Origin of the sequence: Streptomyces sp. NPDC059989 (genome assembly GCF_042736975.1) — a bacterium.
Lineage (GTDB): Bacteria > Actinomycetota > Actinomycetes > Streptomycetales > Streptomycetaceae > Streptomyces.
The window spans coordinates 1-23,663 of record NZ_JBHWUO010000072.1 but is presented as its reverse complement, the minus strand read 5'-3'; the positions used below and the strand labels follow the sequence as shown (position 1 = coordinate 23,663).

Here is a 23,663-nt window from a genome sequence, read left to right as displayed (position 1 = left end):
GCCAGGGTTCCGTATTTTTCCTTCTCTTGGGGTGATCTGGAGAAGGCCGTTGCCCGACGCCGGAAGGGCCTGCGGAGTTCCCGTTCTGTTCGCCGACTATCCCTGGCCCATGCACATGTCGCTGGGTATGGTGCGTCCGCGCCGCCCCCAGAGCCCCCACTCCGCACCGGAGGTACCCCGTGTTTGGCATGCGCCTGCCAACATCCCGCCGTAGGACCGCCCTCGCCACCGCCTTCGGCCTCACCGCCGCCGGCACGGCCCTGTGGGCCGGCATCGGTGCCGCCCAGCCCGCCCACGCGGCCGCCCTGCCCGCCCCCGACCACGTCGTCGTGGTGGTCTTCGAGAACCACGCCTACAGCCAGGTCATCGGCAGCTCCAGCGCCCCGTACATCAACTCCCTCAAGAGCGGGGGAGCCAACCTCACCCAGTCGTACGGGATCACGCACCCCAGCCAGCCCAACTACCTGCAGCTCTTCTCCGGCTCCCACCAGGGCGTCACGGGCGACAGCTGCTACACGCCGGGCTTCAGCTCCGCGCCCAACCTGGCCTCCGAGCTGATCGCCGCCGGCAAGAGCTGGGCCAGCTACAACGAGACCCTGCCCAGCCAGGGCTCCACCACGTGCTCCAGCGGCAAGTACGCCCGCAAGCACAACCCCTGGTTCGCCTTCTCCAACGTGCCCACGAGCACCGCGAAGACCATGACCCAGTTCCCGACGGACTTCACCACGCTCCCCAAGGTGTCCTTCGTCGTCCCGAACCTCTGCAACGACATGCACGACTGCTCCGTGGGCACCGGCGACACCTGGCTCAAGAACAACCTCAAGGCCTACGCGGACTGGGCCAAGACCCACAACAGCCTCCTGGTCGTCACCTTCGACGAGGACAACCGGCTCGCCGGCAACAAGATCCCCACCGTGCTCTACGGCCAGCCCGTCACGGCGGGATCCACGTCGAGCACCACCTACAACCACTACGACATGCTGCGCACCCTGGAGGGCCTCGCCGGCCTGACCACCCACGCCGGGAACGCGGCCACCGCCAAGGACATCACGGGGATCTGGGCTTCCTGACCATGTACGTTGCGGACAGTCGCGGCACCCCCGCGCCCGCCGTGACCCCCGAGCCGCCGGCCGCCGTCCCGGGCAGCGGCCCGGGGCGGCGCGCCGCGCTCGCGCCCACGGTGCTCGCCCTCGGCACGGTCAGCCTCGTCACCGACATCTCCTCCGAGATGGTCACGGCCGTGCTCCCGCTCTACCTCGTCGCCGGACTCGGGCTCTCCCCGCTCGGCTTCGGACTGCTCGACGGCCTCTACAACGGGGTCGGCGCGCTGGTCCGGCTCACCGGCGGCCACCTCGGCGACCGCTCCGGCCGCCACAAGGCCCTCGCCGGACTCGGCTACGCCCTCTCCGCCGTGTGCAAGCCGCTGCTGCTGCTCGCCCACACCCTCCCCGCCATCGGTGCCGTCCTCGCGCTGGACCGCACCGGCAAGGGACTGCGCACCGCCCCGCGCGACGCCCTGATCTCCCTGGCCGTCGCCCCCGAGGAGCGCGGCCGGGCCTTCGGCGTCCACCGGGCGATGGACACCGCGGGCGCCCTGATCGGGCCGATCCTGGCCTTCCTCATCCTGCGCGGCGCCGCCGACGGCTACGACGCCGTCTTCACCGTCAGCGCCTGCGTCGCCGCCCTCGGGGTGCTGGTGCTCGTGCTCTTCGTCCCCGGCCGCCGCACCCGGCCGGCGCGGCACGCCGAGCCCGTCTCCCTGCGGGCCTCCCTGGGCCTGCTGCGCCGCCCCGACCTGCGCCGGATCGGCCTCTGCGCGCTGCTCCTGGGACTGTGCACCGTCAGCGACGGCTTCGTCTTCCTGCTCCTCCAGCGCGCCACCGGGATCGCCGACCGCTGGTTCGCCCTGCTGCCGCTGGGCACCGCCGCCGCCTTCTTCCTCCTCGCGCTGCCGCTCGGCCGGCTCGCCGACCGCATCGGCCGCAGCCGCGTCTTCCTCGCCGGGCACCTCGCGCTGCTCGCCGCGTACGGACTCCTGCTCCTCGGAGGACACCATCCGGCCCTGCCCTACGCGGTGCTCCTGCTGCACGGCGGCTTCTACGCCGCCACCGACGGGGTGCTGATGGCCGCGGCCGCCGGAGCCGTGCCCGAGGAGCACCGCGGCGCCGGACTCGCCCTCGTCCAGACCGGCCAGGCCCTCGCCCGCTTCGCCGCCTCCCTCGGCTTCGGCGCCGCCTGGACCGTGTGGGGCGCGCGCCCCGCCCTCGCCGTCGCCGCCGTCCTGCTCGCCGCGGCGGCCGCGGTGTGCGTACGGCTGAGCCCCGCCGCCGACTGATCCCCGTCCCGGCACGACCGAAAGGCCCCCATGACCCTCCAGCGCCGGATCCTGATCCTCGCCGTCTCCGTCGTCCTGCTCGCCGCCGTGGGGGTGCTCGCCGTGCTGCGGGCCTCCTCCCGGGCCGACGAGAAGAACCAGGCCCAGGCGGGCGGACCGCAGATCACCCGGGGGGAGGTCTCCCTGACCCCGGGCGACGGCGGCCGCCGGATCGTGTTCCGGAACATGGCCTGGGGCCCGCACCGCGACGAGCTCGCCACCGTCCCCGCCGCCGAGCCCGAGGGGGCCCGTACCGCCTCCGGGGTGAGCTGCCTGCGCTTCCACTCGGCCGCGGGCACCGGGATCTGCCTCCAGGCCGACAAGGGCGGGGTCCAGGACGGCTACCGGGCCGTCGTCCTCGACGCGGGCCTGAAGGAGCTCTCCGCCCACCCGCTGGCGGGCATCCCCACCCGCGCCCGGGTCTCGCCCGGCGGGCACCTCGCGGCGTGGACGGTCTTCGTCGGCGGGGACTCGTACGCCGGTACGAACTTCTCCACGCGGACCTCGGTGCTCGACCTGCGCACCGGGAAGCTCGACGCCTCACTGGAGGACTTCACGATCCTCAAGGACGGCAAGCCGTACCGCAGCGCCGACGTGAACTTCTGGGGGGTCACCTTCGCCGCCGACGAGCGGAGCTTCTTCGCGACGCTGGCCACCGGGGGCAGCACCCACCTGGTCCGCGGGGACCTGGCGGAGCGGACCGTGACCACCCTGCGCGAGAACGTCGAGTGCCCCTCCCTGTCCCCCGACGGGACCAGGGTGGTGTTCAAGAAGCGGGTGCCGGGCCTGCCGGCCGAGGCGCCGTGGCGGCTGTACGCACTGGACCTGGCCTCCGGTGCGGAGACCCCGCTGGCAGAGGAGCGCAGCGTGGACGACCAGGTGGTGTGGACGGACGACCGGACCGTCGTCTACTCCCTGCCGGGGGACTTCGGCGCCGACCTCTACTCCGTACCGGCCGACGGGAGCGGCGCCCCCGCACGGCTCATGGCATCGGCCCTCGCCCCGGCCTTCCTCGGGTGAGGAAGGCCGGGGCGGGCGGCCGCAGGACCGTTACGCCGGAACGAGCGTCTTGCGCCGGCGCTTGCGCGGAGCCCTCGCCGAGAGCCTCAGCTCGATGATCGACCGCACGGCCGGCCACTCCTCGTCGAGGATCGAGTAGAAGGCGGTACTGCGGACCGCGCCGTCGAGCCCCCGCGAATGGGCCCGGCGGACCCCCTCGCTGGTGAAGCCGAGGCGCTCCATCGCGGCCCGCGAGCGGCCGTTGCGGGCGTCCGCGCGCAGGGAGATCCGCCGGACGCCCCAGGTTTCGAAGGCATGGCGGAGCATGAGCAGCTTCGCCTCGGTGTTGATGCCGGTCCCCTGGGCGCCCGGGGACAGCCAGGTATTGCCGATCTCGGCGGCATCGGGGATCGCCGTCGCCGGATCGCCGAAGGGGACTCCCGGCACGGCGGGCCACACCAGCGGCCCCTGCCAGTAGTCCAGATCGAGGAACCGGGTCGATCCGACCACCCGGCCGTCGGTGGCTCTGACCACCGCGAACGGGAGCGATCGACCCGCCGCCTGATCGGCGAGGGCACGGTCGATGTACTCGTGGGACGCCTGCACCCCATGGGGTACGGGGGTGAAGGCGTAAGTCGTACGATCCTCGGCCCCGGCCATGGCCAAGGCCTCGGTGTGGTGGGGGGCGAGGGGCTCGAGCCGCACGCTGCGGCCGGCGAGGAGTACGGGTACGGGCACGGAGCCTTCGGTCCTTCTGGGCGGTGGGGTGGTTGCACAGTCTGCGTCCCTGACGTCGCCCCCCGTGCAAAACACGGGTGAAAGGCAACGGGCTGTCAGGTGAACGCGAGTGGCTCAATGTAGCCCCTTAAAGTCCTCTCATGAACCCCCAATTTGGCAATGGCGTGAACCTCTTTTTCGAGGACTTGGGTCCCCGCCGCGGAACGCCCGTAATCCTGATCCACGGACATCCGTTCAACCGCACGATGTGGGCCCCCCAGACGGCCGCCCTGACCGCCGCCGGATACCGGGTGATCATCCCTGACCTGCGGGGATACGGGGAAAGCCCGGTGGTTCCCGGCGAGGCCCTGCTGGCCGATCTAGCCGACGACATCGCTGCTCTCCTCGCCCGCCTGGACATCGAACGCGTGGTCGTCGGCGGTGTGTCCATGGGCGGGCAGATCGCGATGGAGATGCGGCTGCGCCACCCGGGTGTGGTACGGGCCCTCGTCCTCTCCGACACGACCGCGGTACCGGAGACCGAGGACGCGCGGAAGCTCCGCCGGGAACGCGCGGAGCAATTGGTTGCCCAGGGCATGCGGCCCTATGCCGAAGAGGTCATCGACAAGATGCTGGCGCCGTACAACGTCGTCGGCATGCCGGAGACGGCCGCGCGGGTGAGCGCGATGATGTGCGCGACCGATCCCGAGGGGGCGGCCGCGGCGCTGCGCGGCCGGGCCGAGTGCCCCGACTACCGGCCCGTGCTCGCCGGGACCGCCGAGCCCTGCCTGGTGGTGGTCGGCGCGGACGACGTCTTCACACCCGTGGCGGACGCCGAGGCCCTGCACGCGCTGATGCCGCACTCCGTGCTCGCCGTCATCGACGGGGCCGGCCACCTGCCGGGCGTGGAGCGGCCCGACGCCTTCAACCGGGTGCTGCTGGAGTTCCTCGCCGGGCTCTGATCCCCGGCCGAGCCCGAATCAGGACGTTCGGCGTGCGCCCCGGTGCCCAATGGCGCCCGGGCGCACCGCTGCGCCGTGTCAGCCTGTCTGGCGTCGTCCAGGGACGCGGTGACGGTCTCGTGGCGCAGGACGACCGAGCTGGGCCGCATGTGCTTGCGCCGGGCGGTGGCGGCGAAGGACTCCAGGTCCTCGGGCCGGTCCCGGGCGGGGGCCGGCGGGGCGCTCGCGGCGACGAACCAGCCGCGGCCGAAGGCGGACTCGACATGTCCGACTTCGAGGTCGCCGCCTGCTCCCCGGCGAGCTGACCCCGCCGCCTGAGATCATCTCGGGCATGGACCTGGTTGAGGAACTGACCCGCTTCGCCGCCACCGGGCGCTTCGGCGCCTTCCACGCGGGCGTGCACCTGCGCGACGTGGTGGCCGCGTACGGCGAGCCCGAGTGGAGCGGGCGGGTCAGCGCCAAGCGCCGGTGGCCGCACTGGTTCGGCTACGGCAGCCTGCAACCGGTCTTCTGCCGGTGCAGGCTGCTGAACGCCCTGTACATACCGGGCTGGCACGAGGAGCTGGAGATCCCCGGCCCCGGCGGTCCGGGCGCGGCCCGCGTCGCGGCGCTGCCGGTCACCGAGTCGCAGCTCACCGCCGCGTTCACCGCGGCCGGGGTCGTATGGCGGACGGAGTGGTCCGAGAACCTGCCCCATCAGCGGACCCTCTCCACGGAGCCCGCCCCGGACACCGTCGTCTACTTCACCTTCTGGGACCGCCACCACGACGAGGGCCGGTCGGTGCCGGACTGGCCGCTCTACCAGGCCGGCACCTCCGGCTCCGGCCACGGGCCGTGCCCGGAGCCCGACCGCGGCCTCCCCGACGACGGATACGGTGCCTGACGTGGACGACGTACTGCGGCAGCTGGCCTCCGTGGGGCCCTTCTTCACCGTGCCGTACGGCAAGGAGCCGCCCGGGCCCGGATTCCGGCCGCTCACCGCGCTCTACGGGGAGCAACTCGGGCCGTACGTGGCCGAGGTGGGGCGGCGCATCGGCAGCGGCCCCGGCCGGGTGGCCGCCTCGACCGCGCAGCTCGGGATCGCCTCCCGGCTCTGGTCGCTCGGACTGGGCTGCGCCGCGCTGGCCGGGCGGGTGCCGGATCTGGCCCCCGACCGGGTGTGGTGGCGGCTGCCCGGCGCGGGATCGCTGGAACTGTGGCTCCCCGAGCCGGCGGACCTGCCGGCCGGGGCGCTCGGCGAGACCGTCCTCGGGAACCTGGCCGTGCTCGACGCGGGCCTGCGGGAGCGGTTCGGGGTCTCGCCCAAGGTCCTGCGGGGCAATGCGGCCTCGGGCCTCGTCGGGGCCCTGCGGGTGCTGATCGACCGGGTCCCGGGCGGTACGGCCGTCGGGTTGGCGGCCGCCCTGCTGGCCGAGGGCGGGGCCCTGGCGGGCACCGGCACCTTCATCCACGAGGAGGGGCTCGGCGTGGCCTTCGTACGGCGCAGCTGCTGCCTCTACTACCGGGTGCCCGGCGGCGGGTTCTGCGGGGACTGCGTGCTGCGGACCCGGTGAACGCGGCAGGGGCCCCCGGGAGCACGTGCTCCCGAGGGCCCCCGCGGCGGGCCGGAACTAGAAGGTGAGGTTCCAGGCGTCGATCTTGCCGGTGTCGCCGCCGGCGTTGTCGTTCACACGGAGCTTCCAGGTGCCGTTCGCGACCTCCGAGGAGGCGTTGACGGTGTAGGTCTGGTTGATGTTGTCCGTGCCCGAGCCGGTCCGGTTGTGCACGGTGTAGACGGTGCCGTCCGGAGCGATCAGGTCGACCTTCAGGTCACCGATGTAGGTGTGCACGATGTTCACGCCCACCTTGAGGGTGGCCGGGGCGTTGCCGGTCACGCCGGTGACGGCGATCTGGCTCTCCACGGTGGTGTTGTCGCCGATGGCGAAGTCACCCGTGTTCTCGAAGTACTTGCCGGGCGGCGGGGTGGCGCCGACCGCCTTGAGGGCGTCGACCTGGCCCTCGCCGAAGAAGCCGTTCTTGGCGGTGGTGCCCTTGCAGCGGCTGTCCGACGGGCAGGCGACGTCGTTGGCCTGGGTGGCCAGCTTGTCGCGCAGCTGCGCCGGGGTGATGCCCGGGTTGGTGCTCGCCAGCAGCGCGGCCACACCGGCCACGTGCGGGGAGGCCATCGAGGTGCCGCTCATGGTGCCGTACTTGCCACCGGGCTGGGTGCTGTAGATGCCGGTGGTGTCACCGCCCGGGGCCGTCACGTCGATGACGTTCAGGCCGTAGTTGGAGTACGAGGCCTTCGCGGTGGTGCCCATCGCCGAGACCGTGACCACGCCCGGGAGCTCGGTCGGGATGTCCAGGCAGGCGTTGGTGATGGTGCGGGTGACCGGGGTCGAGTCGTTCGGGCTCTCGGTGTCGGTCGTCTTGTTGGCCAGGTCGAGGTTGGAGTTGCCGGCCGCGGCGACCTGGAGCGATCCCTTGCCCTCGGCGTACTCCTGGGCGCGCTTGACGCCCTCGATGATCGCGGCCTGGTCGGCGTTGTCCGGGCAGTTGAACTGCCACGGGTCCGTGTAGTAGCTGTTGTTGGTGACCTTGAAGCCGTGGTCACCGGCCCACATGAAGCCGCAGACGGTGTTCTCGGCGAAGAAGAGCGAGGAGCCGGGCTCGGCGATGCGCACCGAGGAGATCTTCACGCCCGGGGCCACGCCGATGACGCCCTTGCCGTTCTTGGCGGCCGCGACCGTACCGGCCACGTGCGTGCCGTGGGTGCCCACGTCGCGCCAGGAGCCGGTGCGGGTGTCGGCCTTGCCGTAGGCGCAGGAGGCGGAGTCCGCCGCGTTGAAGTTCGGGGCCAGGTCCTGGTGCTGGTCGTCCACACCGGTGTCCAGGATGCCCACCTTGACGGAGGAGGAGCCGGTGGTGACGGCCCAGGCCTGGTCGGCCTTGATCTGGCTCATGTCGGCGCGGACCGGCTCGCCCGCGGGGGTGGTGGACTGCGCCGGGTTGGCGGGCAGCGCCGGGTTGTAGGCGTCCGCCGGGACGTCCGAGGTGCGGGTGGCGCCGACCTGCTGGACGCCGCTCACGCCGCGCATGGTGGTGGCGAAGCTTCCGGAGGCCGAGTGGGCGACGACCACGCCGATCGCGTCGTAGTTGGCGAAGACCGTACCGCCGTTGGCGGCGACGGCGTTACGGACCGCCGTGGTGTCACCGGGGGCCGTGATCACGAGGTAGGAGCGGGTGCCGGCAACCCAGGTCGCACTCTGGGAAGTCGGGGCCGCGGCCTTGGGCGCCGCCGCGGGAGCGGAGGCGGAGGTGCCGTTGGGCGAGACCGGGGCGGTGCCGGCGAGCGCGGCGGGGGCCCCGAAGGCGAGTGCCGCGCCGAGCGTGGCGGCCAGCACGAGGGTACGTCGAGGTCGGCTGGATATGTGGGGTATCAATGCGTCCTCCGTTGACCCGGTGGTCAGGCCGGGTCGTACGAAACAAGTGGTGGACGCAAGATGTCATGCACGCGGCCGGTTACGGAAGTACCTTTTGCAACACCGGGGTTCGTTTATCGGTGGCCGAATACCGACTATGGGTGCAAGTGCGGAGAATGCGGCGGGCCGACCGGGCTGGGCACCGTGGGGGCGAACCCTGCCCGGCCGGCCCGTGCGGGCGGACCGGTCAGACCGGTACGCCGTCCTTGGGGCCGCCCGACGGCTGCGGCACGGAAGTCGGGGTCCCGTCGGGCCCGGTCGGCTGCGCGGGCTCCCCCGGCCCCGCGACGTGCCCGTCGTCGATCAGCGTGGTCTCGTCGAACGGCATCCGCCCGGCCAGGACTTCGGTGGCCCGCTCGCGGTCGAACTCCTTCGTCCACGTCCCGATGAGCACCGTGGCGACCGCGTTGCCCGCGAAGTTCGTCAGCGCCCGCGCCTCGCTCATGAACCGGTCGATGCCCACGATCAGGCCGACCCCGTCCACCAGTTCCGGCCGGTGGGACTGGAGTCCGCCGGCGAGCGTGGCGAGGCCCGCGCCGGTGACCCCGGCCGCGCCCTTCGAGGCGATGATCATGAAGAGCAGCAGTGAGATCTGCTCGCCCAGCGCCAGCGGCTTGCCCATCGCCTCGGCGACGAAGAGCGAGGACATCGTCAGATAGATCGCGGTCCCGTCCAGGTTGAAGGAGTACCCGGTCGGCACGGTGATCCCGGTGACCGGCCGCGACACCCCCAGGTGCTCCATCTTCGCGATCAGCCGCGGCAGCGCGGACTCCGAGGAGGAGGTCGACAGGATCAGCAGGAACTCGCGGCCCAGGTAGCGCAGCAGGGCGAAGACGCTGACCCCCGTGCACACCCGCAGGAGCGTGCCCAGGACCACGAACACGAAGAGCAGACAGGTCGTGTAGAAGCCGATCATGATCACGGCCAGGGACTTCAGCGCGTCGATGCCGGTCGCCCCGACCACCGCCGCGATCGCCCCGAAGGCGCCGACGGGCGCCGCCCACATGATCATCGCCAGGATCCGGAAGACCAGCTTCTGCACGTGCCCGATCCCGCGCAGCACCGGCTCGCCCGCCGCGCCCATGGCCTGGAGGGCGAATCCGCACAGCAGGGCCACCAGCAGGGTCTGGAGCACCTCGCCGCCGGTGAAGGCGGAGACGAGGGTGGTCGGGATGATCCCCAGCAGGAATTCCGGCGTGCTCTCGGCCCCGCCCGCCTTGGCCTGCGCCTCGCCCGCGTGCCGCGCGGCCTCGGTCAGGTGCAGCCCGCTGCCCGGATCCAGCAGGTTCCCGACCAGCAGGCCGATCGCGAGGGCCACCGTGGACATCACCATGAAGTAACCGAGGGCGAGCCCGCCCACCGCCCCCACCTTGGCGGCCTTGCGGACGGAGCCGATGCCCAGCACGATCGTGCAGAAGATCACCGGCGAGATCATCATCTTGATGAGGTTGACGAAGCCGGTGCCCAGGGGCTTGAGCTCCACGGCCACACCGGGTGCGGCGAAGCCGACGGCGATGCCGAGGAGCACCGCGGCGATCACCGCGATGTAGAGATAGTGCGTTCTGTCGCGCCTGGCGGCCACGATGCCTCCTGTGGTGAATACGTCCCGGGAGGACCATCACCCGGCGCTGTGACCCCGGTCACCCTTGCGTTCATTGAGTTCACGGCCGGGTGCACACTGAGCGCCATGTTCCGTTTGCCCCGGCCGCCGCGCAGCCTCGCCGGCCAGCTCTTCGCCATGCAGGTGCTGCTGGTCGCCGTGGTCGTCGCCGGATGCGCCGTTTTCGCGTACGCCACCGCGCGCGGCCAGGCCGAGGAGGCCGCCCGGCGCCAGGCCTGGGCCGTGGCCCGCGCGGTCGCCGACTCCCCGTCGGTCCAGGAGGCCGTACGGGAGGGCGGGCACGGGAGCGACCCCACCGTCCGGCTCCAGCCGTACGCGGAGCGGGTGCGGATCGACTCCGGGGTGGACTTCGTGACGATCATGGACCCGGCCGGGCGGCGCTGGACGCACCCGGACCCGCGCCGGATCGGCGAGCCCTTCATGGGCAACACGGCCCGCGCCCTGCGCGGCGAGACCTTCAGCGAGACCTACACCGGCACCCTCGGCCCCTCGATCCGCGTGGTCACCCCGCTGACGGACGGCGGCCGCATCGTCGGCATGGTCAGTGCGGGCATCACCGTCCGCGCGATCAGCGCACGGCTCGCCGAACAGCTCTCCGCGCTGGCCTGGGTCGCGGCCGGGGCACTGGCCCTCGGCGGTGCGGGCACGTACATCGTCAACGCCCGCCTGCGCCGCCACACCCACGGGATGAACGCGGCCGAGCTCAGCCGGATGTACGACTACCACCAGGCGGCCCTGCACGGGGTGCGCGAGGGACTGCTGATGCTCGACGGACAGCGCAGGATCACCCTGATCAACGACGCAGGGCGCGAGCTGCTGGGCCTGCGCGACGGGATGACGGGCACCGGCGTCGCCGATCTGGGGCTGCCCGCGCCGCTCACCGGAGCCCTGCTCGCCGACCGGCCCCGGGTGGACGAGGTGCACCTGACCGCGGACCGGGTGCTCGTGGTCAACAGCTCGCCCGTCGCGGGCGGCGGCCGCCGGGGCACCGTGGTCACCCTGCGCGACCACACCGAACTCCAGGCGCTGACCGGAGAGTTGGACCATGAGCGGGGATTCACCCAGGCCCTGCGCTCCCAGGCGCACGAGGCGGCGAACCGGCTGCACACGGTGGTCTCGCTCATCGAGCTCGGCCGTGCGGACGAGGCCGTGGAATTCGCCACCGCCGAACTGGAACTGGCGCAGGCCCTCACCGACGAGGTGGTGACGGCCGTAGGGGAGCCGGTGCTGGTGGCCCTGCTGCTCGGCAAGGCCGCCCAGGCGCACGAGCGGGGCGTGGAGCTGGTCGTCACCCCCGACAGCCGAAGTCTCGCCGACGGCGCGGGGCTTCCGGCCTCCCGCGACCTGGTCACCGTACTGGGCAACCTCATCGACAACGCGGTCGACGCGGTCGCCGCCGTCCCGGGGGCGCGCATCGCGGTGACCCTCCGGCCGGACGAGGCCGGGGGCGGGCTGCTGCTGCGGGTTGCCGACAACGGCCCGGGCCTGCCCGAGGGGGTGGACGTGTTCCGCCGCGGCTGGTCCGGCAAGGGCGAGGGCCGAGGCCTGGGCCTCGCGCTGGTCCGCCAGGTGGCGGAACGCTACGGCGGCACGGTGGCCGCCACCGCCGGGCCGACCGGAGGAGCGGAGTTCACGGTCCGTCTGCCGCTTCCCGTGCCGGTGCCGGGACAGGGGGCGGCGCACTCCGACTCGGGCCCCACGGCGCCCGCCGGGTGGGCCCGCGCGGCTCAAGGACCGGGGCTCAGCCCAGGACCCCGCGCCTCGAACTCCCCCAGACTCCGTCCGGGGGTACCCCCGGGCGAGGCTGGAACCGCGGGAGGTACGGCGTGAATGCCGAAGTCGTGCGGGTGCTGATCGTCGAGGACGATCCCGTGGCCGCCGACGCGCACGCGCTCTACGTCGGCCGGGTGCCCGGCTTCACCGCCGTCGGGACCGTGCACTCACTCGCCGAGGCCACCCGGGCCCTGGAGCGGACCCGCGTCGACCTGCTGCTGCTCGACCTGACCTTGCCCGACGGACACGGGCTGCGCTTCGCGCGCGGGCTGCGGGCCGCCGGACACCCCGTCGACGTGATCGTGGTGACCTCGGCGCGGGACCTGGCCGTGGTCCGCGAGAGCGTCTCGCTCGGCGTGGTCCAGTACGTGCTGAAACCCTTCGCCTTCCCGACCCTGCGCGAACGGCTCCTGCGCTACGCCGAGTTCCGCGCGACGGCGGGCGAGGCGGCCGGCCAGGACGACGTGGACCGGGCCATGGCCGCCCTGCGCGCACCCCGTCCGGCCGCTCTTCCCAAGGGGCTGAGCGCGCCGACCCTGGACCGGGTCGCCGCCCTGCTGCGGGCGGCGCCCGAGGGGCTGACCGCGGCGGGGGCGGCCGAGGCGGCCGGGATCTCCCGGATCACCGCCCGCCGCTACCTGGAGCACCTGGTGGACACCGGCCGCGCGGACCGCACCCCCCGGTACGGCCAGGTCGGCCGCCCCGAACTGCACTACCGCTGGCTGGCCGCGGCCGGCTCGGTGTCGAAGGTGTAGAACTTCCGGTGGTCCAGCATGTCCGCCGGGGTCACGTCGTTCCACGGCCGCATCGTGTCGCGCAGGTCCACGACGTTCGGCGTGCCGGCCGCCGGCAGGTAGGTGGACTGCGGGTTACGGGCCTGCCAGTCGGCCCACAGCTTGTCCACGAAGGCGTGGTGCATCCAGAACACCGGGTCGTTGGGCGAGACCCCGGTGGCCATCTGGCCGCCGACCCACACGTGCACCCGGTTGTGCAGGTTGGCGCCGCGCCAGCCCTCCAGGTTGTTGCGGAAGCCGTTCGAGGAGCTGTTCCAGGGGGCCATGTCGTAGACCGGCATGGCGAGGACGGCGTCCACCTCGGCCTTGGTCGGCAGCTCGGCGACGCCCGTGCCGAGCGCCCGGCGCAGGTAGGCGCGCCCGTCCACCCGTACGTTCACGTTCCACTTGCCCGTCGCGTACGCGAACGGCCCGTCGAGCACCTGCCCGTCACGGGCCCGCCCCGTCCCGCCGAGGAAGTCGGAGGCCCACAGCGAGGAGCGGGTGGTGCGGTCGGCCGTCCAGTCCCAGTACGGGAGCGACACCGCGGGATCCACTTTCTGCAGCGCCGCCTCGAATTCCAGCAGGAAGCGCCGGTGCCACGGCAGGAAGGAGGGGGAGCGGTGGCCGACCCGGTCGCCGGAGTCGGTGTCGCTCATGATGAACCCGTTGTGGGTGGTCACGAAGCGGTCGTAGCTGCCGTTGCGCTTGAGCTCCAGCAGGGCCGAGGTGAAGGCGCGCTTCTCCTCGGGAGTGAGCGCGGCCTGGTTCTTGCGCACGGTCATGCCGCGCCTCCCATCGGTGCGAACGGCGCGAGGGTGGCGCCCTGGAGCTCGCGCACGGCGGCGCGGGCGAGCGAGGTGGGGTCGGCGAAGGTCTCGTAGTGGTTGACGACGCTGATCCAGCTGCCGTCGGCGTTGCGCATCACGTGGAGCTCGCGGCCGTCTATTCGCACGGTGGGCAGGCCGGGGGAGTGGTGGCCGCCGTGGTGGCCGCCTCCGCCCGGGGTGATCTGGATACGACGGCCCTGGTAGATCTCGTCGACTGTGCCCGCGGCGGAGGGTGTGGTCGCGGTGGCGGTGGTCGAGGAGGCGCTTGCGCTCGTGGCGGCAGCGGTGAGGCCAAGGACGGTGAGAGCACCGGCAGTGGTCCCCAAAGCCTGCCGGCGGGTGATCGTGTTCATGGGCCGAAGAGGTATCAGGGCCCCGGAGAGGGCTGATGTGTATCCGGACATGTGCGGATAAGTTGCCCGTAGAACCAATTGGAAGATCTTCCCGTCCGGACCGGCTCCAGTGGCCCGAACGGGAAGATCTGCGGAAGTAAGACTACTGGACAGTAATTTCTTCGGACGAATCGGGTCGCTATGGAGGGGATCACACCGCAGAGTCGGCCGGAAGTTTCCAGGGCGAATCGGGTGGTTCGTCACCTATAGTCCCGATATGGCTCTTCATGAGACGAAGGACGCAGCCGGCCCGGACGCCGCGGCGGACGTGTTCGCATCGGCCCTCAGCGGTCAGATCCTCCCCAAGTACCGGATGCCGGAAGACGACTCGCCCACCGAGGTCGTCTACGAACTCATCCGCAACGAACTCCTGTTGGACGGGAACGCCGCGCAGAACCTCGCCACCTTCTGCACCACCTGGTCGGACGACGGCGTCCACCGCCTGATGAACGACTGCCTCGACAAGAACATGATCGACAAGGACGAGTACCCGCAGACCGCCGAGATCGAGGCCCGCTGCGTCAACATCCTGGCCGACCTGTGGAACGCCCCCGCCGGCACCGCCGCCACCGGCTGCTCCACCACCGGCTCCAGCGAGGCCGCGATGCTCGGCGGGCTCGCCCTCAAGTGGCGCTGGCGCACCCGCCGCGAGGCCGCGGGCCTCCCCGCCGACCGCCCCAACCTGGTGTGCGGCCCCGTCCAGATCTGCTGGGAGAAGTTCGCCCGCTACTTCGACGTCGAGCTGCGCCAAGTCCCCCTGGAACCCGGAGCCACCGGCCTGCTGCCCCATCAGCTCGCCTCGTACGTCGACGAGAACACCATCGGCGTCGTCGCCATCCTCGGCGTCACCTACACCTGCGACTACGAGCCCGTCGCCGACATCGCCGCCGCGCTCGACCGCATCCAGGCGGAGCACGGCTGGGACGTCCCCATCCACGTGGACGGCGCGAGCGGGGGCTTCGTCGCCCCCTTCCTCCACCCCGACGTGGTGTGGGACTTCCGGCTCCCGCGCGTCGCCTCCGTCAACACCTCGGGCCACAAGTACGGGCTCGCGCCCCTGGGCGTCGGCTGGATCGTCTGGCGCACCGCCGACCTGCTGCCCGCGGACCTCGTCTTCGACGTGGACTACCTGGGCGGGGACATGCCGACCTTCGCCCTCAACTTCTCCCGCCCCGGCGGCGAGGTCGTCGCACAGTACTACCTGTTCCTCCGGCTGGGCCGGGGCGGCTACCGCCGCGTCCAGCAGGCCTGCGCCGACACCGCCCAGTACCTGGCCGGCGAGATCGCCGAGATGGGCCCCTTCACCCTCCTCTACGACGGCCGGGGCGCCCTCCCCGCCGTGTCCTACCGGCTCACCGACCCGGCCGGATCGGGCTTCACCCTCTACGACCTCTCCGACCGGCTGCGCATGCGCGGCTGGCAGGTGCCCTCGTACCCGCTGCCGGCCGACCGCGACGACACCGTCATCCAGCGGGTCCTCGTCCGGCACGGCGTGACCCGCGATCAGGTCGCCCTGCTCGTCGCCGACCTGCGCCGGGCCGTGGACCACCTCACGGCCGCGCCCCCGCCGGTACCGGCCGCCCCGCCGCGGTCCGGGTTCCATCACTGAGGCCGGCTCGCCGACCAGCGCATGCCGAGGGCGGTCAGGGCGGCCACCCGCTCCGGGGTCAGCGAGGCCGCGCGGGAGCGCTGGTTGGCGATCCACGCACCCAGCCGGTACTCCTGGCCGCCGTACACCTCCACATGGGTACGGGGCACCCGCAGGTGCTTCTCGCGCATGCGGAACTGCCCGGCCGCCTCCAGGTGGTCGGCCCACGCCTCGGCGTGGCTCCGGCGCGGCGGAGGGCGTTCCGCCTCCGTCGCCGGGGCCATGCCCAGGGTGTGCTCCAGCAGCCAGCGCTGCGCCCAGGACAGCCGTTCCCAGTTCAGCCGCTGACCGCGGACCCACCCGCCCAGGTCCTCGCCCTGGACCACCACCTCGCCGGGGGCCGGCGGCAGCCTGCCGCCCCGGTCCAGATGGACCCGGGTCAGGTGGAACGCCCGCTGCCAGGAGATCTCCCACGCCGGACACCAGGACGCGTCGAGGGCCTCCAGGGCCTCCCGGCGCTCCACCGACAGCGCCCCCGGCCCCTCGCGGCGGGCCGCGGCCCGCTGGTTCTTCACCCACACCCCGACCGGCGCGCCGTGCCAGGTGGCCTCCACCGGCGGCAGCAGATGGCCGTGTTCCGCCGCCCACGCGCGGGCCGAAGCCAGCCCCTCCTCGAAGGCCACGTCGAAGTGGCTCCACACCATGCCGAGTTCGTCGAGCCGCGCCACCCGCTCCCGGCCGAGCGCGCCCCGGCGGTACGTGCGCCGCGCGTCCGCGATCCACTGGCCGAGCGGGAACCGCGCCAGCCCGGGCGGCCACGCCCCGCCACCCGCCGGCACCTTGAAGCCGAAGGGCACCTTGAGGTCCCCGGCGCCGGCGGCGTAGATCCGCGCGGCCTCGATGCCGCGCCGCCAGTGCTCGCGCTCCGGATGCAGGACCCGCAGCCGGACGAAGGCGGCCAGCAGCGCCGGATCCCGCGGGGTGGAGAAGCTCAGCAGCGCCTGCGCGCCGGTCCGCACACCCGAGGCCGCCGGGGCCTCCGGGGAGGCCGTCCGGCTCGGTGCCTGCGGCTGGGCCAGGGCCTCGACCAGCCGGGAGTCGTGCGCCCGCAGCGCCTCCAGCAGCCGCGCGAGGTCCCCGTACGCCCGCGAGGTGAGCATCGACTCCGGCGTCTCGCCGGGCCCCAGCAGCACCGGCACCACCAGCGAGGCGACCTTCCCCTCCCCGGGCCGGATCCGCAGCGCCCGCCCGACGGCCTGGACCAGGTCGGGCATGGAACCCCGTACGTCGGCCCAGTAGACGGAGTCGCACTCCTTGGTGTCCACGCCCTCGCCCAGCACCCGGACACTGCCGAGGAAGGCCTTCTCGGCGACCCGGCCGTCCGCGAACGCGCCCAGCACCCGCCGCCGGTGGGCCGCCGAGTGCTGCCCGGACAGCCAGTCCGCCCAGACGGTACGCGGGTACACCGGGTAGGGGCTGCGGCTGGTGAGCCGCAGCCGCTTCGCCACCGCCGGCAGCCCGGCCGCGAAGGCCTCCGCCTCCTTGGTCAGGTGGTGGAAGACGAGCGTGCGCCGGAACCCCTCGTGGGCGGCCGCCTTCACCAGCGCGGTCTGGAGGGCCGCCAGCCGCGCGCCGCGCGCCGCGTCGGAGCGCCCGTCCGGGCCCAGCAGCACGGCCGACCGGAAGTCCGGATCGGTGACGTCCACGCACACCACCCGGTACGGGGCGCAGATCCCGCGGTCGATGGCCTCGGACAGCGGCAGCGTGTAGCAGCGCGCCCCGAAGGTCCCCTGCGGATCGTCCTCCATGGACGCCACCAGCTCGCCCCGCCCGCGCGGCAGCGGCCGCCCGCCCTCCGCGCCCTCCTCGCCTTCCCCGCTCTCCTCGCCGTCCTGCCAGACCCGGGGCGTGGCCGTCATGTAGAGCCGCCGCACGGAGGGGATCCGCGTGTTGTCGTGCACCACCGCCCAGGGTTTGCCGATCCGCCCGGAGGTCCGGTGCGCCTCGTCGACCACGATCAGGTCCCAGCCCGGGAGCCCCGTCAGATGTGCGCGCTCGATGGTGCCCAGGCCGAGCGAGGCGTACGTGGCGAACACCGTCACCCGGTCCACCGACGGGCGGGCCCAGCGGGCCAGTTCGGCCGGATCGGTGGTGGTGGGCACCCCCGCGTCCTCCCCGCGCAGCGAGCAGACGCCGAAGGACCGGCCGGTGCGGCCGCCCTCCTGCCAGGCCGCGGCGGTCTGCACCAGCAGATCCAGGGAGGGCACCAGCACCAGCACCCGCCCGGCCCGCAGCTCCTCGGCCGAGCGGACGGCCACCAGGGACTTCCCGGAGCCCGTGGCCATGATCACCTGGGTGCGCAGCCCGGTCTCCGGTACCCGGCCGTCGGCGGGCAGCTCCAGCGCCCGCACCACGGCGTCGACCGCCTCGCGCTGATGAGGACGGAGCTCCTTCCTCCCCTTACGCATGGTTACCCCCGTTGATCAGCTCATTTGCCTCCAGCCCCTATCCTGCCTCGCTTCTGATGCAAAGGGGGGCCGGAGCGGCGGGTGCGTCCGGCCGTCTTGGAGAAACCCTCCGGCCGGCCTCCAGCGGAGGCCCGATCGGGGAATCCGGCGATGTGACCCAGCTCACGCGCGGAGGGGTGTCACGTTTGGCGCGGGTGTCTTGTCCCATAGGTATGACCGACACCAAGAACGTACTGCTGGCAGGGGCGAGCGGAGTGCTGGGGCGCCACATCGCCGAGGCGCTCACCCGCACCGGACACACCGTGATCGGCCTCGGCCGCGGCGCCGGAGCCGACGTGCGGGCCGACCTGATGGACCGCGATCAGCTGCTCCGCGCGGTCGACGGCCTCAAGGTCGACACGGTCGTGCACGCGGCCACCGCCCTGCGCAAGGCCCCCATGCGGCACAAGGACATGTTCGCCACCGACGACCTGCGGCTCATCGGGACGCGGCACCTGGTGGAGGCCGCCCACGCCGTCGGCGCCCGCCGGGTCATCGCCGAGTCGATGGTCTTCGGCTACGGATACGGCGACTTCGGCGACCACGTCATCACCGAGGACGCCGACCCGTTCGGCCCGGCCGGCGACCGCGCGGTGGAACGCCACCTCGAAGGCATGCGGGTCAAGGAGCGGCTGATCCTGGGCGCCGAGGGGATCGAGGGCATCGCCCTGCGCTTCGGCCTCTTCTACGGCGCCGGGGGTACCGAGGCGCTCGTGGAGATGCTGCGGAAGAGGAAGCTCCCGGCGGTCGCCGACCACCGGCGGGTCCTGCCGTGGGTGGACCTGGCCGACGCCGGCCGGGCCGTCGCCCTCGCCGTCGAAGGCGGCCGGCCGGGGCAGGCGTACAACATCGTCGACGACATCCCGATGGGCTTCGGCGCCCACGTCAGGGCGGTCGCCGAGGTGTTCGGCGCCCCGAAGCCGGTGAACGCGCCCACCTGGTTGATGCGCCCCTTCTCCTACGCCTACCGGATGGCCACGACGAGCATGCGCGTGTCCAACGCCAAGGCGAAGGCGGAACTGGGGTGGACCCCGAGCCACCCGGGCTGCCTCGACGGCCTGCGCGCCCTGGCCGGACGCTGAGACGATCCTTGATCGTCCAGGTTGTGGATGCCACGGTGAGCCACATGACCGAGACCGACACCTTCGAGGAACACCGGCGACTGCTCTTCGGCACCGCCTACCGGATGCTGGGCAGCGTCGCCGACGCCGAGGACATCGTCCAGGACGCCTGGCTCTCCTGGAACCGGGCGGACCGGGCGGCCGTCGAGCACCCCAAGGCCTATCTGGTGCGCACCGTCACCAACCTGAGCCTGAACCGGCTCAAGTCGGCCCAGGTCGTCCGCGAGGCCTACGTCGGCCCGTGGCTCCCCGAACCCATCCTCACCTCGCCCGACATCGCCGAGGAGGCCGAATTGGCCGACACCGTCTCGATGGCGGTCCTGGTCGTGCTGGAGACCCTGACCCCGACCGAACGGGCGGTGTTCATGCTCCGCGAGGTCTTCGGGTACGCCTACGCGGAGATCGCGGAGGTCCTCGGCAAGTCCGAGGCGAGCGTCCGCCAGTCCGCGCACCGCGCCCGCGAGCACGTGCAGGCCCGCCGCCCGCGCTTCACCGCCGAGCCCGCCGAACAGCGCGAGATCGCCGAGAAGTTCCGCGAGGCCTGCGTCGGCGGGGACCTGGGCGCCGTGCTCGCCCTCCTCGCCCCCGACGTCGTCTCCTGGTCGGACGGCGGCGGAGTCGTCACCGCCGCCCGCCGTCCGCTGTACGGGTCCGACCACGTCGCCCGCTGGTTCCTCGGCGTCCTGGCCAAGCCCGCGGTCCAGGGCGTCGAGATGCGCCCCGCCGAGATCAACGGCGAGCCGGGCCTGCTCCTGGTGTCCGGGGGAGTGAACGCCGGCGCCCTCACCTTCGAGGCCGTCGACGGCCGGATCACCGCGCTCCGGCTCGCCGTCAACCCGGAGAAGCTGCGCGGCATCCAGCGCTGAACCGCACCCGCGAACCGGTCACCGCGCCCCGAAGTTCTGCGTCCACCAGGGACCGCCCGCGCCCTGGTGGATGCCGACGCCGATGTCCTTGAAGGAGCAGTTGAGGATGTTCGCGCGATGGCCCGGGCTCTTCATCCAGGAGTCCATGACCGACTGCGGCGTCTGCTGGCCCTTGGCGATGTTCTCCCCGTACGTCGACCAGCGGTACCCGGCGGCGGTCGTCCGCTGGCCCGGGTCCGCGCCGTCGGGGTTGGTGTGCGAGAAGAAGTCCCGGCTCGCCATGTCGTCGGAGTGCCGCTGGGCGGCCGTGCGCAGCTGCGCGTCCTCCTTGAGCGGACCGCAGCCGGCCGCCGCCCGCTCGGCGTTGACCAGGGCGACGACCTGCCCGGCGGCGCCCTGCGGGGCGGGCGCGGGAGCGGGAGCCGAGGCGCGCGGGCTGGGCGGCGTGCTGCGGGTCTGCGCCGGGGTCGGGCTCGCGGTGGGGCTCGGCGAAGCGGAAGCCGAGGGCGACGGGGAGGCGGAGGGGGACCCGGAGGGCGAAGCGGAGGCCGGGGCGGAGGGGAGCGCCGACTCGGTCGCCGAGAGCGCGGCCAGCGGAGCCGCCGGCGCGGGACCGCCGTCCTTCGGGGCGCCGGCACCGGGGAGCGTGCCCAGGTACACCAGCCCGCCGCCCGCGACGCAGGCGGCGACCACCGCGCCGCCGATCACCCGGCGGCGGCTCTGGCGGCGCCTGCGCGCGGCGCCGCGGCCGCCCTCCGGGGTGGCGTCCGGGGCGGCGTCCAGGGTGGCGTCGAGCCGGTGCGAGGCTTCGGCGAAGTCCGCCCCCGTGCTGCCGTCGGCGAAGGCAGAACCCGCGGGGGCGAAGGCGGCCGCACCGGCCGTGCGCGCCCCTGCCAGCAGGGCCGCCGAGACCGGTACGAGGGCCAGCCCGGCCAGCAGGCCCTCCGCCGGAACCAGACCGCTCCACAGGCCGGAGCATCGTACGCATTCACGGGCATGACGGGCTATTCGCTTGCGCCACAGCGCCGAGGGCCAGCCGTCCCAGCCCGCCACCACCGTCCGCAGCCCCTCGCACCCCGGCTGCGCGTCCAGGGCCCGTTCCACCACCCGAGCCGATTCCAGCTGCGCCTTCATCCGCTGTACCCGTACCGCCGCGTGCTGTGGGGACAGTTCCAGCGCGGTGGCCACCTCCGCCCGGGTGAGCTCCCCGGCGCACTCCAGCCACCACAGCGACAGCAGCGCCCGGTCGTCGGGTTCCAGCCAGCGCGTGGCCCGGGCCGTCTCGCGCCGCTGGCCCGCCAGCTGGAGGCGTACGACGGTCAGGTCGACGAAGTCGGCCCCCGGGTCGGCGACCTCGCCTGCCGCCTCCAGGGTGCTCTCGCCGAGACCGTTCTGCCGGGACTGCCAGTGCGCCCGGACCCGGTTCATCGCGATCGCGACCAGCCAGGACCGGAAGCTCTCGTCCGCGCGCAGGCCGCCCAGCCCGTCGAGCGCCCGCAGCATCGTGTCCTGCACGACGTCGTCCACGTCGCAGGAGCCGTTCAGGGCGCGCCCGACGATGTTGTAGACGAGCGGCAGATGGGTGCCGACGAGGTCGTCCTGCGCGCGGGGGTCGCCCGCGCGGGCCGCTGCCACCAGCTCTGCCGTGTGCTGAGTACTCATGTGATGATCCCTGTCCGTACCGGCGGTCGATGATGCCCGATGACTGGGAGACCGTCGAGCGGGGCCTCGATAACACTTATCCGGAAGACGATTCCGCGGCATCCGGATCGGCCGCCGACTGGGGGTAGAGCCGGGCGGAGGCGTCGACCTGGGCGAGCCGGCGCAGGGCGCCCAGCATGGCCTCGCCCAGGACGGTGCCCACCACCACCCGCTCCACCATGTCCTCCGGCCCCTCGCCGCGCGCGACGAAGGAGAGGTCCGCGGCCGCGACCCGCTCCGCGGACGCCGCGAACTCGTCGAGGGAGTCCAGGTAGTCGCCGAGCCCGACCGCCAGTACGGAGGCCGCGGCGGCGGTGAGCGCGACCGCCGCCGGATCGTCGGCGTGGACCTGCCAGCCGCGGCGCGCGATCAGCTCCTCGACCAGGGCCCGGGCACGCTCGCTGTTGGCGGGGTCGGGATCCGGCGCGTAGGTCGGGACGAGCGTGCCGGCGGCCGCGCCGAGCAGCTTGTGCACCGGCCGCTCACGGTCCTCCACCGCCTCCACGACCTTGGCCACGGAGGCCAGGGGGAGGCCGCCGACGTCGGTGAGGGCGCGGATCAAGTGCAGCCTGCGGGCGTGCTCTTCGCCGTAGCGGGCCTGGTTGGGGCTGGTCAACTCCCCGGCGGGCAGCAGGCCTTCACGGAGATAGAACTTGATCGTGGGCACCGGCACGCCGGTCGCGCGGCTCAACTCTCCCATGCGCAAAGTGAATTCTCTCCTTCGTACGGCCCTGTGGACTTGCGGGGCCGGTCTTCATTATGGATAGTCTAACTATCGGATACCGGATAGCGCCGGTATCCATTACGGGGGTGCAACATGCGGAACCACATCGAAGGATGGCACCGGCCACTTCTCGTCTTCGCGGCGGCCATGGGTGTGCTCACCCTGGTCTCGGGGGTCGGCCTGATCGTGGACGACCGGGTGCTGGTCGGATCGCCGATCTGGCACAAGCCGCTCAAGTTCTCGATCTCCCTGGTTCTTTACGGGCTGACGCTGGCCTGGATGTACTCGCTGCTCACCGGCGGCCGGCGGGTCGGCTGGTGGGCGGGCACGGTGGTCGCGGCGGCGGGCGTGGTCGAGATGGTGGTGATCGTCGGTCAGGTGGTCCGGGGGAAGCGCAGCCACTTCAACCAGGAGTCTCCTCTGGACGCGGCCCTGTTCTCCGTGATGGGAGCGACGATCGCCGTGCTGTGGCTGGCCACGCTGGTGATGGCGGTGGTGCTGTGGCGCCAGCCGCTCGCCGACCGGGCCACCGGCTGGGCGATCCGGCTCGGCTCGGTCATCGGACTCGCCGGTCTCGCCGTCGGCTTCCTGATGGCCCAACCGACGCAGGCGCAGCTCGCGGACGGCATCTCCGACACGGCCGGCGCCCACAGCGTCGGCGTCCCGGACGGCGGGCCGCACCTGCCGGTCACCGGCTGGTCAGCCTCCGGCGGCGACCTGCGGATCGCCCACTTCGTCGGGATGCACGCGCTCCAGCTGCTGCCCCTGCTGGCGCTCGCCCTGACCTTCGCGGCCGGACGGTACGGATGGGCCGCGCGTGCGGCGGTACGGACCCGACTGGTCCTGGTGGCCGCGGCCGGATACGCAGGCCTGCTGGCCCTGACCACCTGGCAGGCCCTGCGCGGCCAGGCACTCACCTCACCGGACGCCCTGACCCTGGCCGCGGCGGCGGCCCTGGTGGTCGGGGTTCTCCTGGGCGCGGCCCTCGCGCTACGGGGAGCCTCTGGCGCGGCTCCTGAGCTACATCGCGCATCCAACCGAGTCCGCACTTAGGAGCGGGGGCCGGACGGAGTCAAACCCAGCCTCGCCGGCGTGGGGTCGCGGGGACCGGACGGAGTCAAACCCAGCCTCGCCGGCGTGGGGTCGCGGGGACCAGGGCGGAGCCAAACCCAGCCCCGCCGGCGTTTGAGGCGCGGGGTCCGGGGCGGAGCCCCGGGGCGGCCGGCAGGCCGCTGTCCGGACCCGAGCCCCCCG

General features: G+C 72.9%; 20 protein-coding genes. 12 read left to right on the top strand and 8 right to left on the bottom strand.

Annotated elements, in window-relative coordinates:
* Positions 1-188 precede the first annotated feature (188 nt).
* From ACFWBN_RS36160 to ACFWBN_RS36150, 3 genes are read left to right on the top strand one after another with little or no spacing between them, the layout of a single operon-like run.
* Positions 189-1,070 carry an alkaline phosphatase family protein gene (locus ACFWBN_RS36160; protein ID WP_385184838.1) on the top strand — a complete coding sequence of 294 codons (882 nt, stop codon included), beginning with the start codon at positions 189-191 and terminating at the stop codon, positions 1,068-1,070.
* Between the two features lie 2 nt (positions 1,071-1,072).
* Positions 1,073-2,335, top strand: coding sequence for an MFS transporter (locus tag ACFWBN_RS36155; protein ID WP_385184835.1), 1,263 nt, complete (start codon positions 1,073-1,075; stop codon positions 2,333-2,335).
* Positions 2,336-2,365: 30 nt separating this feature from the next.
* Positions 2,366-3,394, top strand: coding sequence for a TolB family protein (locus ACFWBN_RS36150; RefSeq protein ID WP_385184832.1), 1,029 nt, complete (start codon positions 2,366-2,368; stop codon positions 3,392-3,394).
* A gap of 30 nt (positions 3,395-3,424) precedes the next feature.
* On the opposite strand, the gene ACFWBN_RS36145 is transcribed toward ACFWBN_RS36150, so the two are convergent.
* On the bottom strand, positions 3,425-4,111 hold the full coding sequence (locus ACFWBN_RS36145) for a GNAT family N-acetyltransferase (protein WP_385184829.1): 687 nt from the start codon (positions 4,109-4,111) through the stop codon (positions 3,425-3,427).
* A 140-nt stretch (positions 4,112-4,251) separates the two neighbouring features.
* Here ACFWBN_RS36145 and ACFWBN_RS36140 point away from each other — a divergent pair, with 140 nt between their 5' ends.
* The 3 genes from ACFWBN_RS36140 (at position 4,252) to ACFWBN_RS36130 (ending at position 6,605) form a co-directional block, all read left to right on the top strand.
* Positions 4,252-5,052, top strand: a complete 801-nt coding sequence (locus ACFWBN_RS36140) for an alpha/beta fold hydrolase (RefSeq protein ID WP_385184826.1) — start codon at positions 4,252-4,254, stop codon at positions 5,050-5,052.
* Positions 5,053-5,383: 331 nt separating this feature from the next.
* The gene (locus tag ACFWBN_RS36135) at positions 5,384-5,935 is read left to right on the top strand and encodes a hypothetical protein (RefSeq protein WP_385184823.1); all 552 of its coding nucleotides are present in this window, start codon (positions 5,384-5,386) and stop codon (positions 5,933-5,935) included.
* A 1-nt stretch (position 5,936) separates the two neighbouring features.
* Positions 5,937-6,605 carry a (2Fe-2S)-binding protein gene (locus ACFWBN_RS36130; protein WP_385184820.1) on the top strand — a complete coding sequence of 223 codons (669 nt, stop codon included), beginning with the start codon at positions 5,937-5,939 and terminating at the stop codon, positions 6,603-6,605.
* Between the two features lie 57 nt (positions 6,606-6,662).
* Here the strand turns inward: ACFWBN_RS36130 and ACFWBN_RS36125 are convergent, their stop codons facing one another.
* Both ACFWBN_RS36125 and ACFWBN_RS36120 read right to left on the bottom strand, forming a co-directional pair.
* Positions 6,663-8,435: a S8 family serine peptidase gene (locus ACFWBN_RS36125; RefSeq protein ID WP_385184817.1), complete on the bottom strand. Its 1,773-nt coding sequence runs from the start codon at positions 8,433-8,435 to the stop codon at positions 6,663-6,665.
* Positions 8,436-8,700: 265 nt separating this feature from the next.
* Positions 8,701-10,095 (bottom strand): cation:dicarboxylate symporter family transporter, encoded by a 1,395-nt coding sequence (locus ACFWBN_RS36120; RefSeq protein WP_385184814.1) that lies wholly within the window; start codon positions 10,093-10,095, stop codon positions 8,701-8,703.
* A gap of 105 nt (positions 10,096-10,200) precedes the next feature.
* Between ACFWBN_RS36120 and ACFWBN_RS36115 the strand changes: the two genes are divergently transcribed.
* Together ACFWBN_RS36115 and ACFWBN_RS36110 are read left to right on the top strand one after the other, a co-directional pair.
* Entirely contained in the window at positions 10,201-11,964 is a 1,764-nt protein-coding gene (locus ACFWBN_RS36115) for an ATP-binding protein (protein ID WP_385184811.1), read from the top strand.
* The gene (locus tag ACFWBN_RS36110; protein ID WP_385184808.1) at positions 11,961-12,662 is read left to right on the top strand and encodes a response regulator; all 702 of its coding nucleotides are present in this window, start codon (positions 11,961-11,963) and stop codon (positions 12,660-12,662) included. Before ACFWBN_RS36115 ends, ACFWBN_RS36110 begins: the two co-directional genes overlap by 4 nt.
* On the opposite strand, the gene ACFWBN_RS36105 is transcribed toward ACFWBN_RS36110, so the two are convergent.
* Together ACFWBN_RS36105 and ACFWBN_RS36100 are read right to left on the bottom strand one after the other, a co-directional pair.
* Positions 12,620-13,465 (bottom strand): tyrosinase family protein, encoded by an 846-nt coding sequence (locus ACFWBN_RS36105; protein WP_385184805.1) that lies wholly within the window; start codon positions 13,463-13,465, stop codon positions 12,620-12,622. The genes ACFWBN_RS36110 and ACFWBN_RS36105 overlap by 43 nt on opposite strands.
* Positions 13,462-13,863 (bottom strand): tyrosinase family oxidase copper chaperone, encoded by a 402-nt coding sequence (locus ACFWBN_RS36100; protein WP_385184802.1) that lies wholly within the window; start codon positions 13,861-13,863, stop codon positions 13,462-13,464. The genes ACFWBN_RS36105 and ACFWBN_RS36100 overlap by 4 nt, the downstream gene beginning before the upstream one ends.
* Before the next feature lie 256 nt (positions 13,864-14,119).
* On the opposite strand from ACFWBN_RS36100, the gene ACFWBN_RS36095 reads away from it, so the two are divergent.
* A complete protein-coding gene (locus ACFWBN_RS36095) occupies positions 14,120-15,511 on the top strand; it encodes a glutamate decarboxylase (RefSeq protein ID WP_385184799.1) in 1,392 nt (463 codons plus the stop codon).
* On the opposite strand, the gene ACFWBN_RS36090 is transcribed toward ACFWBN_RS36095, so the two are convergent.
* Positions 15,505-17,958, bottom strand: a complete 2,454-nt coding sequence (locus ACFWBN_RS36090) for a Helicase associated domain protein (RefSeq protein WP_385184796.1) — start codon at positions 17,956-17,958, stop codon at positions 15,505-15,507. The genes ACFWBN_RS36095 and ACFWBN_RS36090 overlap by 7 nt on opposite strands.
* A 212-nt stretch (positions 17,959-18,170) precedes the next feature.
* Here ACFWBN_RS36090 and ACFWBN_RS36085 point away from each other — a divergent pair, with 212 nt between their 5' ends.
* Both ACFWBN_RS36085 and ACFWBN_RS36080 read left to right on the top strand, forming a co-directional pair.
* Positions 18,171-19,079 carry an NAD-dependent epimerase/dehydratase family protein gene (locus ACFWBN_RS36085; RefSeq protein ID WP_385184793.1) on the top strand — a complete coding sequence of 303 codons (909 nt, stop codon included), beginning with the start codon at positions 18,171-18,173 and terminating at the stop codon, positions 19,077-19,079.
* A gap of 44 nt (positions 19,080-19,123) precedes the next feature.
* Entirely contained in the window at positions 19,124-19,984 is an 861-nt protein-coding gene (locus ACFWBN_RS36080; RefSeq protein WP_385184791.1) for an RNA polymerase sigma-70 factor, read from the top strand.
* Positions 19,985-20,002: 18 nt separating this feature from the next.
* Here ACFWBN_RS36080 and ACFWBN_RS36075 read toward each other — a convergent pair whose 3' ends face one another.
* Positions 20,003-21,646 carry a sigma-70 family RNA polymerase sigma factor gene (locus ACFWBN_RS36075; RefSeq protein ID WP_385184788.1) on the bottom strand — a complete coding sequence of 548 codons (1,644 nt, stop codon included), beginning with the start codon at positions 21,644-21,646 and terminating at the stop codon, positions 20,003-20,005.
* A 76-nt stretch (positions 21,647-21,722) separates the two neighbouring features.
* The gene (locus ACFWBN_RS36070) at positions 21,723-22,385 is read right to left on the bottom strand and encodes a MerR family transcriptional regulator (protein ID WP_385184785.1); all 663 of its coding nucleotides are present in this window, start codon (positions 22,383-22,385) and stop codon (positions 21,723-21,725) included.
* Positions 22,386-22,502: 117 nt separating this feature from the next.
* On the opposite strand from ACFWBN_RS36070, the gene ACFWBN_RS36065 reads away from it, so the two are divergent.
* On the top strand, positions 22,503-23,462 hold the full coding sequence (locus ACFWBN_RS36065; RefSeq protein ID WP_385184783.1) for a hypothetical protein: 960 nt from the start codon (positions 22,503-22,505) through the stop codon (positions 23,460-23,462).
* Positions 23,463-23,663: the final 201 nt, after the last annotated feature.

Excerpts from the sequence above, each read along its gene's own strand:
- ACFWBN_RS36160 (WP_385184838.1), top strand. The coding sequence starts at position 189 with ATGCGCCTGCCAACATCCCGCCGTAGGACCGCCCTCGCCACCGCCTTC.
- ACFWBN_RS36155 (WP_385184835.1), top strand. The coding sequence starts at position 1,073 with ATGTACGTTGCGGACAGTCGCGGCACCCCCGCGCCCGCCGTGACCCCC.
- ACFWBN_RS36150 (WP_385184832.1), top strand. The coding sequence starts at position 2,366 with ATGACCCTCCAGCGCCGGATCCTGATCCTCGCCGTCTCCGTCGTCCTG.
- ACFWBN_RS36140 (WP_385184826.1), top strand. The coding sequence starts at position 4,252 with ATGAACCCCCAATTTGGCAATGGCGTGAACCTCTTTTTCGAGGACTTG.
- ACFWBN_RS36135 (WP_385184823.1), top strand. The coding sequence starts at position 5,384 with ATGGACCTGGTTGAGGAACTGACCCGCTTCGCCGCCACCGGGCGCTTC.
- ACFWBN_RS36115 (WP_385184811.1), top strand. The coding sequence starts at position 10,201 with ATGTTCCGTTTGCCCCGGCCGCCGCGCAGCCTCGCCGGCCAGCTCTTC.
- ACFWBN_RS36105 (WP_385184805.1), bottom strand. The coding sequence starts at position 13,465 with ATGACCGTGCGCAAGAACCAGGCCGCGCTCACTCCCGAGGAGAAGCGC.
- ACFWBN_RS36100 (WP_385184802.1), bottom strand. The coding sequence starts at position 13,863 with ATGAACACGATCACCCGCCGGCAGGCTTTGGGGACCACTGCCGGTGCT.
- ACFWBN_RS36095 (WP_385184799.1), top strand. The coding sequence starts at position 14,120 with ATGGCTCTTCATGAGACGAAGGACGCAGCCGGCCCGGACGCCGCGGCG.
- ACFWBN_RS36090 (WP_385184796.1), bottom strand. The coding sequence starts at position 17,958 with ATGCGTAAGGGGAGGAAGGAGCTCCGTCCTCATCAGCGCGAGGCGGTC.
- ACFWBN_RS36085 (WP_385184793.1), top strand. The coding sequence starts at position 18,171 with ATGACCGACACCAAGAACGTACTGCTGGCAGGGGCGAGCGGAGTGCTG.
- ACFWBN_RS36080 (WP_385184791.1), top strand. The coding sequence starts at position 19,124 with ATGACCGAGACCGACACCTTCGAGGAACACCGGCGACTGCTCTTCGGC.
- ACFWBN_RS36075 (WP_385184788.1), bottom strand. The coding sequence starts at position 21,646 with ATGAGTACTCAGCACACGGCAGAGCTGGTGGCAGCGGCCCGCGCGGGC.
- ACFWBN_RS36070 (WP_385184785.1), bottom strand. The coding sequence starts at position 22,385 with ATGGGAGAGTTGAGCCGCGCGACCGGCGTGCCGGTGCCCACGATCAAG.
- ACFWBN_RS36065 (WP_385184783.1), top strand. The coding sequence starts at position 22,503 with ATGCGGAACCACATCGAAGGATGGCACCGGCCACTTCTCGTCTTCGCG.